Annotated in this window: 12 protein-coding genes; 5 read left to right on the top strand and 7 right to left on the bottom strand. The window is 71.6% G+C overall.

The features are described from left to right. Window positions 1–31 precede the first annotated feature (31 nt). Genes V3N99_16210 through V3N99_16200 form a run of 3 tightly spaced genes read right to left on the bottom strand, consistent with a single transcriptional unit; the run spans window position 32 to window position 2,192 of the window. The gene (locus V3N99_16210) at window positions 32–826 is read right to left on the bottom strand and encodes a ParA family protein (GenBank protein ID MEO3938283.1); all 795 of its coding nucleotides are present in this window, start codon (window positions 824–826) and stop codon (window positions 32–34) included. Window positions 827–854: 28 nt separating this feature from the next. Continuing rightward, window positions 855–1,706, bottom strand: coding sequence for a PHP domain-containing protein (locus V3N99_16205; GenBank protein ID MEO3938282.1), 852 nt, complete (start codon window positions 1,704–1,706; stop codon window positions 855–857). Between the two features lie 3 nt (window positions 1,707–1,709). Next, window positions 1,710–2,192, bottom strand: coding sequence for a TMEM175 family protein (locus tag V3N99_16200; GenBank protein MEO3938281.1), 483 nt, complete (start codon window positions 2,190–2,192; stop codon window positions 1,710–1,712). 122 nt (window positions 2,193–2,314) lie between these two features. On the opposite strand from V3N99_16200, the gene V3N99_16195 reads away from it, so the two are divergent. The 3 genes from V3N99_16195 (at window position 2,315) to V3N99_16185 (ending at window position 5,676) form a co-directional block, all read left to right on the top strand. After that, the gene (locus V3N99_16195) at window positions 2,315–2,848 is read left to right on the top strand and encodes a SigE family RNA polymerase sigma factor (protein MEO3938280.1); all 534 of its coding nucleotides are present in this window, start codon (window positions 2,315–2,317) and stop codon (window positions 2,846–2,848) included. Further along, a complete protein-coding gene (locus V3N99_16190) occupies window positions 2,845–3,891 on the top strand; it encodes a hypothetical protein (GenBank protein ID MEO3938279.1) in 1,047 nt (348 codons plus the stop codon). The genes V3N99_16195 and V3N99_16190 overlap by 4 nt, the downstream gene beginning before the upstream one ends. Before the next feature lie 150 nt (window positions 3,892–4,041). Beyond that, window positions 4,042–5,676: a sigma factor-like helix-turn-helix DNA-binding protein gene (locus tag V3N99_16185; GenBank protein ID MEO3938278.1), complete on the top strand. Its 1,635-nt coding sequence runs from the start codon at window positions 4,042–4,044 to the stop codon at window positions 5,674–5,676. A gap of 33 nt (window positions 5,677–5,709) precedes the next feature. Here the strand turns inward: V3N99_16185 and V3N99_16180 are convergent, their stop codons facing one another. Further along, on the bottom strand, window positions 5,710–6,228 hold the full coding sequence (locus V3N99_16180) for a MaoC family dehydratase (GenBank protein MEO3938277.1): 519 nt from the start codon (window positions 6,226–6,228) through the stop codon (window positions 5,710–5,712). Window positions 6,229–6,434: 206 nt separating this feature from the next. Between V3N99_16180 and V3N99_16175 the strand changes: the two genes are divergently transcribed. Next, window positions 6,435–7,568, top strand: a complete 1,134-nt coding sequence (locus V3N99_16175) for a hypothetical protein (GenBank protein MEO3938276.1) — start codon at window positions 6,435–6,437, stop codon at window positions 7,566–7,568. Between the two features lie 130 nt (window positions 7,569–7,698). On the opposite strand, the gene V3N99_16170 is transcribed toward V3N99_16175, so the two are convergent. Continuing rightward, a complete protein-coding gene (locus tag V3N99_16170) occupies window positions 7,699–9,174 on the bottom strand; it encodes a threonine/serine exporter family protein (protein MEO3938275.1) in 1,476 nt (491 codons plus the stop codon). 147 nt (window positions 9,175–9,321) lie between these two features. Between V3N99_16170 and V3N99_16165 the strand changes: the two genes are divergently transcribed. Next, window positions 9,322–10,827: an aminopeptidase P family protein gene (locus tag V3N99_16165; GenBank protein MEO3938274.1), complete on the top strand. Its 1,506-nt coding sequence runs from the start codon at window positions 9,322–9,324 to the stop codon at window positions 10,825–10,827. An 85-nt stretch (window positions 10,828–10,912) separates the two neighbouring features. Here the strand turns inward: V3N99_16165 and V3N99_16160 are convergent, their stop codons facing one another. Next, entirely contained in the window at window positions 10,913–11,425 is a 513-nt protein-coding gene (locus V3N99_16160; GenBank protein ID MEO3938273.1) for a general stress protein, read from the bottom strand. 68 nt (window positions 11,426–11,493) lie between these two features. Then, entirely contained in the window at window positions 11,494–12,693 is a 1,200-nt protein-coding gene (locus tag V3N99_16155; protein ID MEO3938272.1) for an acyl-CoA dehydrogenase family protein, read from the bottom strand. Window positions 12,694–12,769: the final 76 nt, after the last annotated feature.

The raw sequence follows: 12,769 nt of genomic DNA, 5'->3' as shown, positions 1-12,769 counted from the left end.
TCGGCACCCACTCATTCCCCGTCGGACTCGCTCAGAGGTGTGGGAGCAGCGAGGAGGCGACGTCGCGGTAGGCCTGGGCCGCCGAGGACGTGCGGGCGGTCGCGAGGATCGAGCGGCCGACCCCTGGCGCCTCGGCGAAGCGGATGGTGCGCGGGATCGGTGGGGAGAGCACCGGCAGCGAGTAGCGGTCGCCCACGTCGGCCAGCACGGCCTGCGCGTGGTTGCTGCGCCGGTCGTACATCGTCGGCAGGATGCCGAGGACCTCGAGGTCGGGGTTGAGGATCTTCTTCACGTCGGCCACCGTGTCGAGCAGCTGCCCGACGCCGCGGTGGCTGAGCATCTCGCACATCATCGGGATGACCAGGCCCTGCGACGCGGTGAGGGCGTTGAGGGTCAGCACCCCCAGACTGGGTGAGCAGTCGAGCAGCACGACGTCGTAGTCGCCGAGCACGGGCTCGAGGGCGGTGCGCAGGATGTACTCCCGACCCGGTCGGCCGAGCAGCTGGGCCTCGGCCCCGGCGAGGTCGATGACGGACGGTACGAGGTCGACCCCGTCGTCGGTGGCGATGACCGCGTCGGACACACCGACCTGACCGAGCAGCACCTCGTTGACCGAGATCTCGACGGCGTCGGGGTCGACCCCGAGGCTGAAGGTCAGGCAGGCCTGCGAGTCGAGGTCGACGAGCAGCACCCGCTTGCCCAGCTCGGCGAACGCCGCCCCCAGGCTCGCGACCGAGGTGGTCTTCGCCACCCCACCCTTCTGGTTGGCGACGGAGACGACGGTCGCGCCGGTGCGCTTCTTGCGGGCTCGCTTCGAGGGAGGCACGCCGCCAGTGTGGCAGGTCGCCGGCCGCTCAGGGCCGCAGCACCGGCGTGCCCCCGCTGCTCCGGTGCTCGAGCTCGTCGAGCACCGTTGCTGCAGTGGTGTTCTCGCCCAACCGGTTGCGCTTGCCGTCGCCGTGGTAGTCGCTCGACCCGGTGACCAGCAGGCCCAGCCGGTCGGCCAGCGCCAGGCCCCGCTCGCGGCCGGCACCGTCGTTGTCGCGGTGCCAGACCTCGATGCCGGCCAGCCCGGCCGCGGTCATCTCGGCGATCAGCTCGTCGCTGCTCTGGCGCCCGGGGCTGCCGGTGAAGGGGTGCGCCATGACGGCGACACCGCCGGCCTCCACCACGAGCTCGACCGCGCGCACCGGGTCGGGGGCGTAGTGGCTGACGTAGAAGCGGCTGTCGTTGGAGAGCCACCGGGCGAAGGCCTCGTCGCGGTGGGCGACGACCCCCTTGCGCACCAAGGCATCCGCGATGTGCGGACGCCCCGGGGTGGCGCCCTCGGGCACCGAGGCGCGCACCTCGGCATAGGAGATCGGCAGGCCGGCCTCCTCCATCAGCCCGACCATCCGCTCGAGCCGGGTCACCCGCGAGGCGCGGGCCTGGTCGATCTCACCGGTGAGACCGGGGGCGGCCGGGTCGGTGAGGTAGCCGAGCAGGTGCACCGAGGTGCTCCCCCGCTCGCACGAGATCTCGATGCCACGCACCAGCGCCACTCCGGTCTCGGCGACCGCGGCCCCCGCCTCGTCCCAGCCGCGAGTGGTGTCGTGGTCGGTGAGGGCGATGACGTCGAGCCCGGCCGCAGCGGCCGAGCGCAGCACCTGCGCAGGGGGCTCCGTCCCGTCACTGGCCGTCGAGTGGGTGTGCAGGTCGATGCGCAACCGTCAGTCCTCCAGGGTCGGCGCCGGGGTGGGAGGGGTGCGGCGTCGCCACAGGCGCAGGAGGACGACGTAGACCGGCTGCCCGGGGGCGTACAGGCCGAACCGCCAGGGAAAGCCGCTCCCGTCGCCGTCACCGCCGGTGAATGCCTTCGTGACGAAGGGGGTGAGGACGATCGAGAAGAGCCACAGTCCGTGCCACCGCACCAGGGCGGGCGGGCTGTCGGTGAGATGGCGGAAGGAGCGGTGGTGGCCGTCCCAGTGCAGGAAGATGACCAGGAAGCTGATGACGAAGGCGAGGTACTCCGAGAAGCCCTGGGCGAAGGCGGCCGCCAGCTCGGACGCGCTCGCCCCCTCCGGCACCGGCAGCTCGATCGCGAGCAGGGTCAGCGCGATGGCGACGACAGCGTCGGAGAAGAAGACGAAGCGGTCGGCGGCACCCTTGGCGCCGTCGGCCGTGCTCGAGTGCCCCGCCCGTGCCCCGCTCATGGCCGCCACCCTACCGACCGCCCTCCGGCGACGGACTCAACCTTTCGCCGGGCTGGTCCGTAGTAGAGGGTGTGAGGTCCACCGCCGTGGGCCATGCTTGACCGACAGGGACGGGGCCGGGGATGAGCAGGTCGGGAAAGATCGAGCGTGACGCCGAGTTCACGGCCTTCATGCGCCAGGCCGAGCCGTCCCTGATGCGCACCGCATGGCTGCTCACCGGCTCGAGCGACGCCGCCCGCGAGCTCGTGCAGGCGTCGCTGGTCAAGACCTACGCCTCGTGGTCGAAGGTGCGGCCCGAGACGGCTCTCGCCTTCACCCGGCGCGTGCTCGTCAACCACAAGGTCGACGTGTGGAGAGCCCGCTCGCGCGAGGTGCTCGGCGACACCGGCGACCGACCCGCGCCCGGCGGCGGCGGGGTCAGTGACGACCGCGACGAGATCGTCCGCCTGCTCGCCCGGCTGCCCGAGCAGCAGCGCAAGGTCGTCGTCCTGCGCTACTACGCCGACCTGTCCGAGCAGGCGACCGCCGATGCCCTCGGGGTCTCACTGGGCACCGTGAAGTCCACCGCCAGCCGCGCGCTGGCCACCTTGCGGGGGCTCGCCCCCGCCGTTCCCAAGACGACCCCGCACACCGAGCCCGAGAGGAGCGCGCGATGAGCACCCCGCCCGACACCTTCGAGGAGCAGCTGCGCACCCAGCTGCACAGCACCGCCCCCGGTCCGTATGCCGGGCTCGACCCCTCCGCGGTCATCGGCGCCGGGGAGCGCGTCGTGCGTCGCCGCCGTCTCGGCACCGCGCTCGTCGCGGCCGTGGTCGTGGCCGCTGTGGCGGTCGGGGCGACGACCCTGAGCGGCGGGCAGCCCCTGGCAGCAACGGTGCCCGCAGCCCCGAGCGTGACCTCGGGGGTCGGCACGGCCCACCTGACGATCGCGCAGAACGGGAAGACCGAGCGTGGATACACCGTGACGCTCCTGCCCGATCCCGACCAACCGGGACAGCTGCGTGAGACCTGGCGGCAGGACGGGGTCGAGGGCACCATCGGGTCGAGCGTCGACCAGTCGTCGCGACGGGCCACGTGGGGCCACGGAGGCGACTCGCCGTTCGTGCTCGGGCTGGTGCCCGACGAGGCGGCCCGCTCGGTGACGATGGGCACGACGGGTGACTTCGGGGGCAACACCACTGCGGTCGAGCCGGTGCTCGGCACCGGGTGGTCCGCCTTCGTGCTCGCCTACGACCGCCCGGTCACGGGGGACGCGCCCTTCCCCTCGATCCTGTGGACCGACCATCTCGGGAGGCCCGTCGACGGCGACGGGAACGTCGGCACGACGACACGAGTCGGCGGGCGCCAGGTGTGGCTGACCAGGGACGGCGCCGTGCTCGGGGTCGACGAGCGTGGGTCCACCTACTCCACGCCGATGGCGGGGACGCAGGACTTCGGGGCGCTGGGAGCCTATCCGCGGATCATCATGGGGGGCGCCCCGTCGCGCTGGTCCCTCATCCTGCGCCTGCGCCCCGAGGCAGTCACAGCGACGCTGGTGCTCGGGGACGGTCGGCGGGTCGTCGTGGAGCCCATCCGCCTCGGGGGCTGGGCGGTGGCGGTGTCACCGGAGGTCAGCGGCAGCACTCCCCCGGTCCTGGCCCGGGTCGAGTGGACGACGGCGGCCGGGGTCCGGCACGACGACCCGGTGACCGGCGGCTGAGCCAGCCCCCCCCCCACCGACCAGCCGTCCTACCCGGGATGAGTGACGAGCCCCGGAGTCCATGCCACGCTGTCGGTCACCACGCCTCGCACCCCTGCCCGCACGACCCAGTACGGGGAGTGAGGCAATAACGACAGCGAAGGGGGCACGGTGGCGCACGTCGAGGTCGCAGCGGACTTCACCCGCTTCGTGGTCGAGGCACAGGAGCGACTGCTTCAGACGGCCTGGCTGCTCACCGGCTCGACCTCGGGGGCAGCCAGCCTCGTGCAGGCTGCCCTGGTCGAGACCTGCGTGCGCTGGCCCGGCGGCGCCGCGCCGGCCCACACCTGTGCCCTGCGCTTCCTCGTGACCCACGACGCCGGCCCCGGGAGTGCGTCGTCGCCGCGTGACGGCGCCCCGACACCCGCCGTCGTCGACCACCGCGAGGAGACACTGAGCTGGCTCGCAGGGTTGTCCCCGACCCAGCGGCGGGTCGTCGTGCTTCGGTTCTTCGCCGGGCTCTCCGAGACCGAGACTGCTGACCTCCTCGCCACGACCCCCGAGGAGGTGTCCTCCGCCGAGAGCGGCGCCCGGACCTCCCTGCGCGATCTCTCGCTTGACAACCGAGCGCGGCTCGGCGGCTTCGCCCGCCCCACCGGCGGCGTCCTGCACCCCGCCCGGCCCACGTTCCCTCCGCGCGACGGTTCCCGGTCGCAGGCGGTCCCCGCGGCCGACCTGCGGGCCCGCCTCACCACGGCCCTTCCTCCGGTCGACCTCGACGGGGACGCCGAAGACACCGGGGTCGACGTCCGCGCGGCGCTGCGTCGCCGCGACCGGGCCGTCTGGCGCCGCCGCCTCGCCGTGACGGTCACGGCTGCCGCCGTCGTCGCCGCTGTCGCGGGAGGGGTGACGCTGCTGCACCGTAAGCAGGTCGACACCGCGACGGCAGGTGCAGCGCCCACCGCGTCGGCCACGGGTACGGCCGCCCCGATGCAGGCGACCCTCCACCTGGACGACTCCCTCATGCCCCAGGCCGGCGAGCAGCCAACCAGTGGAACGGATCTCGGATCCCAGCCCCACGTCGTCACTCTCGTTCGGGGCCCCCACGGGGAGCTGACGCTCGACTACCTCGGCGCCTCGCACACTGGCGGCTTCGGCGCGTCGGCCACCCCGCTGGACACCGCGGCTCCTCGCGTGACGTGGCTGATGGTCGACCGGTCCCACGCCATCGGCGTGATCCCCTCGGCCACCGCCCAGCACACGGTCGACGTCATCACCGACCATGACTACGGCGGCTACACCTCTGACATGCAACCGATCCCCGGAAGCGACTGGACGGCCTTCGGCATCAGCTTCTCCAAGCCGCTCACGGGCGAGGCGCCGATCAGCGACATCCGGTGGTACGACCACGCCGGTCGGCCCGTGGGCAAGGACGGCCGGGTCGGGTCGAGCGCGAGCGTCGGCGGTCGCACGGTCTGGGTCACGGCCGATCACACGGCCGTCGGCGTGCTCGGGGTGGGGTCCACCTCGGGTCGAGGTCCGCTGCCCTTCTTCCTGACGGGCGCCAGGCCGGATGATCCGGAGCCGAAGGCCGACCTCACGCTCTTCGGCCCGGCTCAGGCGGTGCGCGCCACGGTCACCCTCTCCGACAGGCGGACGGTCGCCATGGCCATGACCCCCCTCGACGCGAGGTACAGCGTGGCCCGGGTGTCCTACCCCATCACGCAGGACGACTTCACGAGACCCGTGCGCTACGTCTGGACCGACGCGCAGGGCCGAGGGCACCCGATCACCTTGCCGAGCTGAACGACGCGTCGCTCCATACGGTATGGAGGGCCGTCAGGCCCTGGGCGCCGGATCCTTGAGCACCGGGCGACCCGGCTGCTCCCCACCCCGGGCGGCGAGGTAGCTGTCCTTGGGCACCATGACCTTGCGGCGGAAGACGCAGACGACGGTGCCGTCCTGGTTGCAGCCGGTGGTCTCGACGTAGACGATGCCGCGGTCGTCCTTGCTCGTGCTCTCCCACTTGTCGAGCACGAGGGTCTCGCCGTAGATGGTGTCGCCGTGGAAGGTCGGCGCGACGTGCTTGAGCGACTCGACCTCGAGGTTGGCGATGGCCTTGCCCGAGACGTCGGGCACCGACATGCCGAGCAGCAGCGAGTAGATGTAGTTGCCCACGACGACGTTCTTGCCGAACTGCGTGGTCTCGGCGGCGTAGTTGACGTCGAGGTGCAGCGGGTGGTGGTTCATCGTGAGCAGGCAGAAGAGGTGGTCGTCGTACTCCGTGACCGTCTTGCCGGGCCAGTGCTTGTAGACCGCACCGACCTCGAACTCCTCGTAGCTGCGACCGAACTGCATGGGTACTCCCTCGAAGACGTCTGGCGCGTGGGCTCCCCGCCATCCTGCCCGAGACGACAGCAGCCCACACGCCCGTCGCGCGTGCCGTCCGTCACCTCGGGTCCGCGAAAGAACACGACGCGGCGACGCAACCTCAGAGCTGGCTGCGGCGACTACCCAGCATCACCGGTCACCGGGGCCGGACCACTCAGGGAGCAGACACGATCATGTTCTTCTCGACCCGCCGCCGCCGTCCTCTTCTCGTCGCGACCGCCACCTCCGTCACCGCTGCGGCCGCCACTGCCCTGCTGACCCTCGGGGTTGCCGCAGCCACCGCCAGCACCACCGCCACGACCCCTGACACGCAGGCCGGCTGGCGGGCATCCGTCGGCCCCGGCTGGGTCGTCGACGCCACGTCGTCGTCGACCACCACAGCCCCTGGTCGCCGTGGCCCCTTCACCATCGCGATGATCTCGCCCGTCGGGGTCCGCCACGTCGTGGCGACGACGTCACTGGACGTCAAGATCGTCGACGTGAGCCCCGACGGGCGGCGGGCGCTGGCCCTGCGCAACCTCCCCGACTTCTCGTCGCGTGTGCTGGAGTTCGACCTCGCCACGGGCACGTCACACGTGGTCTCGTCGCGGTCGGTCGTCTGGGCGCAGTACAGCCGCCCCTCCGCCGCCGACGTCCTCCTGCCCGACAGCGACAACCTGGCCGTCACGCGGGTCGGTCTCGACGGTCGAGTCCTCACGCGCTACCGCATCGGCAGCCTGTCCTACGTCGTCCCCAGCGTCAACGGGAAGAGCATCGTCTCGCAGAGCAGCTCGTCCCGGGGGCTCACGGTCTACGACGTCACCAATGCACGGCCGGTCCGCAAGGTCGCCGACCCGATCGGCTACAGGTCCTGCATCCCCGCGGGCACCTGGGACGCCACCCAGGTGACCCTGCAGTGTCCCAAGACCGGCACGTCTGCCTACGACGTCGCCCGGGTGTCGACGACCACCGGTGCCCTCCAGCTGCTCACCCACTCGGGGACAGCCAGCGGGGACGGCCAGTTCGGCTACGACCGGGCGTGGAAGATCGGCAGCTCGGTCCTCGCGCAGCGGTCGACCGGCTGCGGCCCCGGCCCGCTCGGCCTCCTCGACGCCGCCGGCCACATCGGCACCGAGCTGACCTGGCCGGCCACGTGGGCCGCCCCCCAAGTCCAGGGTGTCACCGGCACCTCCGTCGTCTCGAGCTCCGCATCCTGCTTCAACGACGCGCCAACCACTGAGCTCGCCATCCAGGACGTCGTCACCCATGCCACCGTCACCCTCGACTCCGCCGCCCACCTCAGCGCCGCCGTGGTCGCCCACGAGTGACCCCCTGACCCCCCTTTCGCGTTCCAAACTAGGGAAACCCGCGTTCTATCGCACAGGAAACACACAGAACCGCGGGTTTCCCTAGTTTGGAACGCAAGTGGGGGCGGGGCGGGTCAGGGGGCTCAGGGGGTCAGGCGCGGGCGCCGGGGGCCCGGCGACGGAGCCGACCCCTGCGGCCGTCCTGCACCAGCCTCGCCACGTACGTGCCGAAGGAGACCCCGGCGGCCAGACCCACCCCGATGCCGGCGGCCTCGAGGAGCGTGGCGATCCCCTGGTAGAGACCGGGGCCCGCCGAGTCGGAGACGATCTGGAAGAGCCCCTGGTAGACCGTGCGGCCCGGCAGCAGGGCGACGATGCTCGAGGTCGTCACCGCGATGGCCGCGATGCGCAGACGCCGGGCGACCAGCTGCGCGGAGACACCGATGACGAACGCGGCCACGGCGCTGGCCGTCGGCTTGCCCGCGCCGAACGAGCCCATCGCCTCGTAGACCCCCCACCCGACCCCGCCGGCCAGCGCCGCGACGACGACGCTGCGGCCCGCGGCATACGTGGAGACGGCGAAGGCCGCCGCGCTGACCCCGGCCGCCCCGAGGCGCACGGTGAGGGGGACAGAGCCGACCAGCCCCTCGCTGACGGACAGCACCAGCCCGAGCTTGTGGGCGAGTGCGAGCACGACCGTGATGCCGACGACGAGCCCGAGGGTCAGCACCAGCACCTCGAACGCGCGCGCACCGGCGGTGACGTAGAACCCCTCGATGGCGTCCTGAGCCGCGCCGACGACGGAGAGCCCGGCGAGGAGCACGACGATGCCGGACGCGACGACGATGGACGGCAGGATGCCCTCGAGCACCCCGAATCCCGACTGCAGGCCGGCCACGGCCACGGCGATGGCCGTCGGCACGGCCGCCGCCACCGCCTGAGCGAAGAACGACTCGATCCCCAGCCTGGCCATCCGGTGCTGCACCACCGCGACCAGCGCAGCCGTGGCCAGGCTGACCGCCACGATGAGCGGCCCGGCCCCGAGGATGGCCGCGGCGGAGGCGCCGAGCACGCCGGTGGCGAGGGTGGTCACCCAGCGGCGGTAGGGGTTGGGTGACTCGATGACCGAGTCGAAGCGGATGCGCGCTTCGTCGACCGGCACCGGGTCCTCGCCGAGGTCGATGACCAGCGCACGCAGCCGGTCGAGACGCTCGAAATCCGCCGAGCGCGAGCGCACCGTGCGCAGCAGCGTCATCGGGTCGGCTCTCGGACCGCGGTTGTAGGAGACGGTCACCGCGCTGAAGGTGACGTCGACGTGCACCCCCCGCAGCCCGTATGCCGCGGTCAGGCGCAGCACGGTCGCCACGACGTCGGAGGCCGGGGCGCCGGTCGCGAGCAGCGCCGCTCCCGCCCGCATGGCGAGGTCGATGACACCACGCGCGAGGTCGCTGTCAACCCCGTCCGGCCCGGTCCACACGACCGGGAGCCGGTCGGTCGGGGGGCCGGTCGGCCGCAGCACCTGACGGGTGCGGCGCCCTCGGGCCTGGCTGGGCTCCGGGCGCGCGCCGCCGGCCCCCGTCGCTGGTCGGCGGGGGCGGCGCGGTGGAGGGCTGATCGGGTCGGCCACCGGGCCAGTGTGGCAAAGGGCTGCGCGGCCTGCGCTCGGAGGGTAATCCCGGCACCCCTGTCCCCCCGTCAGCCGACGGGCTCCCATCGACTCGGTCGCGGCCATGCCCGCCGCTGCGGCACGCTCGCGCCGTGACACGATGTCGGGATGAGTGAGCAGCAGCAGCAGTCCGAGAGCCGTTCTCGTCCGCCGACCGACGAGCTGCGCCGGTTCATCGCGTCGGGATGGGCACCACGCCCGACCGGCACGCCCGACCGCGCCCCCGTCGCCGACTTCGCCGCCCGACGGCGTGACGCGGTCAGCACGTCGTACGCCGGTGAGCGCCTGGTCGTCCCGGCCGGCGGCTTCAAGGTGCGCTCCAACGACTGCGACTACGTCTTCCGCCCGCACACGGCCTTCGCCTGGCTGACGGGCTTCGGCGGCGACCAGGAGCCCGACGCGGTGCTCGTGCTCGAGCCACAAGCGGGCGGAGGCCACGACGCCGTGCTCTTCTTCCGCCCCTGGGGCGGCCGCGACTCCGACGAGTTCTTCAGCGACAGCCGCTACGGCGAGTTCTGGGTCGGGGCGCGCCCGACGCTCGACGACGTCGAGGCGCAGTTCGGCGTCACGGCACGCCACATCGACGACCTGCCCGAGGCACTGGCCAAGGACGCGGGCACCGTGACCCTGAGGGTCGTGCGGGACGCCGACGCCGACATCACGCAGCTGGTCGACAAGGTGCGCAGCGAGGCCGACGCCCAGGAGACGACGCAGGAGCAGACCGAGGCCGCCACGGAGCGCGACCTCGAGCTGGCCGCCGTGCTGTCGACCCTGCGCCTGGTCAAGGACGACTATGAGATCGAGCAGATGCGGGCCGCGGTCGCGGCCACCGGCATGGGTTTCGACGAGGTCGTGGCCCACCTGCACGAGGCGGCGAGCAAGGCCCGTGGGGAGCGGTGGGTCGAGGGGCTCTTCGGTCTCCACGCGCGCCACGAGGGCAACGGTGTCGGCTACGACTCGATCTGCGCGAGCGGCAACCACGCCACCACGCTGCACTGGATCAAGAACACCGGCGCGATCGGCGCGGGCGAGCTGCTCCTGCTCGACGCCGGGGTCGAGGTCGACGCGCTCTACACCGCCGACATCACCCGCACCCTGCCGGTCGACGGCACCTTCACCGACGTGCAGCGGCGCATCTACGACGCCGTCTACGCCGCGCAGGAGGCCGCGCTGGCGGTGATCCGCCCGGGGGTGAAGTTCTCCGAGATCCATGACGCAGCCATCCGGGTCATCGCCCAGACGGTGCACGACTGGGGCCTGCTGCCCGACGGGATCACGGTGGACGACACGCTCGACGTCGACCACGGCCAGCTCCACCGCCGCTGGATGGTGCACGGCACCAGCCACCACCTCGGTCTCGACGTGCACGACTGCGCCCTGGCGACCCGCGCCGACTACCTCGACCGCGAGCTCGAGGTCGGCATGGTCCTCACCGTCGAGCCCGGCCTCTACTTCAAGGCCGACGACGAGCTGGTGCCCGCCGAGATGCGCGGCACCGGCGTGCGCATCGAGGACGACGTCGTCGTCACCGCCGACGGCTACGAGCTGCTCTCGGCCGGCATCCCCCGCTCGGCCGACGAGGTCGAGGCCTGGATCGCGCGCCTGCAGCGCTGAGCCGGGCGGCTCGGCATACGGCACCGTCCGCGTCCCGGAGGGTTCTACCCCACCGGGACGCGGACGCAACGGCCGTCAGGGGCGGTCAGGTCAGGTCGGCGTGCCCGAGCAGCCCGGCACCGGCGAGGATGTCGCGGGCCTGCGCGGCCACCTTGTGCTCGCAGAGCACCTCGTACTTGCTCGGCACGATCTGGCTGACCGAGCTGAAGTCGCGTCGGCCACCGGTTGCTGCGTAGCCGATCGCGCCCCAGACCAGGCCGAAGACCGCACCGAAGAGCACCGTCGACAGCACCAGGGTCACGACGTTGTTGCCGCTGTCGAAGAGCGCGAAGATCAGCCCGACGAAGAGCCCCAGCCACACCCCCGAGAGAGCCCCCGCCGCAAGCACCCGACCCCAGGTCAGCCGCCCGGTGATCCGCTCGAGCTGCTTGAGGTCGGTGCCCACGATCAGGCAGTTCTGGACCGGGAACTCCTTGTCCGACAGGAGGTCGACGGCCTTCTGCGCCGCGACGTAGCTGTCGAAGATCCCCAGGGACATGGGGTACTCCAAGGAGAGGCGGGCCTGTGGCATCCGGGGCGTGTTGGCCTGTGTGCTCATGACCCCATGCTCTCAGACGAGAGCCGGGGTCGTCGTCACAGCACGGTCACGCCACCATCCTTGCGGCGTCAGCTCCTGAGCTTGTAGTCCTCGAGCAGGCGTCGGCCGATGATCATCTTCTGGATGTCGGCGGTGCCCTCACCGATCAGCAGCATCGGCGCCTCGCGGTATAGCCGCTCGATCTCGTACTCCTTGGAGTAGCCGTAGCCGCCGTGGATGCGGAACGAGTCCTCCACGACCTGCGAGCAGTACTCGGACGCGAGGTACTTCGCCATCCCCGCCTCGAGGTCGTTGCGCTGCCCCGCATCCTTGACCTTGGCCGCCTTCACCATCATCTGGTGCGCCGCCTCGACCTTCGTCGCCATGTCGGCGAGACGGAACAGCACCGCCTGGTGCTCGGCGATCTTCTTGCCGAAGGTCTCGCGCTGCTGCGCGTAGGACACCCCCAGCTCGAACGCGCGGAGCGCGACCCCGCAGCCGCGGGCGGCGACGTTGACCCGGCCGACCTCGACGCCGTCCATCATCTGGTAGAAGCCCTTGCCCGGGACCCCACCGAGGATCTGGTCGGTCGTGGTGGTGTAGCCGTCGAAGACCAGCTCGGTGGTGTCGACCCCCTTGTAGCCCATCTTGTCGATCTTGCCCGGCACCGTCAGCCCCGGCGCGGTCTCCCCGAAACCGGACTCCTTCTCCACCAGGAACGTCGTCATGTTCTTGTACACCGACTCAGCACCCGTGTCCGTCTTGACCAGGACCGCGACGAGGTTCGAGGACCCACCGTTGGTCAGCCACATCTTCTGGCCGTTGATCGTCCAGGTGTCGTCGTCGCCCACAACGGCCTTGGTCGTGATGGCCGAGACGTCCGAGCCGCACCCGGGCTCGCTCATCGAGAACGCGCCCCGCACCTCCCCCGTCGCCATCCGCGGCAGGTACCGCTGCTTCTGCTCCTCCGTGCCGTGCTGCAGCACCAGGTACGCCACGATGAAGTGGGTGTTGATGATCCCCGACACCGACATCCACCCCCGCGCGATCTCCTCCACGCACAACGCGTACGTCAGCAGCGACTCCCCGAGACCGCCGTACTCCTCCGGGATCATCAGCCCGAAGATCCCCATCTCCTTCATCGCCTCCACGATCTTCGTGGGGTACTCGTCCGCGTGCTCCAACGACGTCGCCACCGGGATGATCTGCTCATCGACGAACAGCCGCACCAACGCGAGCAGCTCGGTCTGCTCCTCCGTGAGGCCATCGGTCTGCTGCAGTCGTGCCATGGGAAGCGCCACCTCGGTGTCAGGAAAGATCTCCATGCGAGTATGCCGAGCGCTCCTCGCTGCTGGCTCACCGTCT

The sequence above is a fragment of the Dermatophilaceae bacterium Soc4.6 genome (assembly GCA_039889245.1).
Lineage (GTDB): Bacteria > Actinomycetota > Actinomycetes > Actinomycetales > Dermatophilaceae > Lapillicoccus.
The sequence above is the reverse complement of the archived record's forward strand: the minus strand, read 5'-3'. Positions and strand labels throughout refer to the sequence as shown.

What these genes read in the sequence shown, in the direction of transcription:
- V3N99_16200 (MEO3938281.1), bottom strand. Translation starts at nt 2,192, where the DNA reads ATGAGCGGGGCACGGGCGGGGCACTCGAGCACGGCCGACGGCGCCAAG.
- V3N99_16195 (MEO3938280.1), top strand. Translation starts at nt 2,315, where the DNA reads ATGAGCAGGTCGGGAAAGATCGAGCGTGACGCCGAGTTCACGGCCTTC.
- V3N99_16190 (MEO3938279.1), top strand. Translation starts at nt 2,845, where the DNA reads ATGAGCACCCCGCCCGACACCTTCGAGGAGCAGCTGCGCACCCAGCTG.
- V3N99_16180 (MEO3938277.1), bottom strand. Translation starts at nt 6,228, where the DNA reads ATGCAGTTCGGTCGCAGCTACGAGGAGTTCGAGGTCGGTGCGGTCTAC.
- V3N99_16175 (MEO3938276.1), top strand. Translation starts at nt 6,435, where the DNA reads ATGTTCTTCTCGACCCGCCGCCGCCGTCCTCTTCTCGTCGCGACCGCC.
- V3N99_16165 (MEO3938274.1), top strand. Translation starts at nt 9,322, where the DNA reads ATGAGTGAGCAGCAGCAGCAGTCCGAGAGCCGTTCTCGTCCGCCGACC.
- V3N99_16160 (MEO3938273.1), bottom strand. Translation starts at nt 11,425, where the DNA reads ATGAGCACACAGGCCAACACGCCCCGGATGCCACAGGCCCGCCTCTCC.
- V3N99_16155 (MEO3938272.1), bottom strand. Translation starts at nt 12,693, where the DNA reads ATGGCACGACTGCAGCAGACCGATGGCCTCACGGAGGAGCAGACCGAG.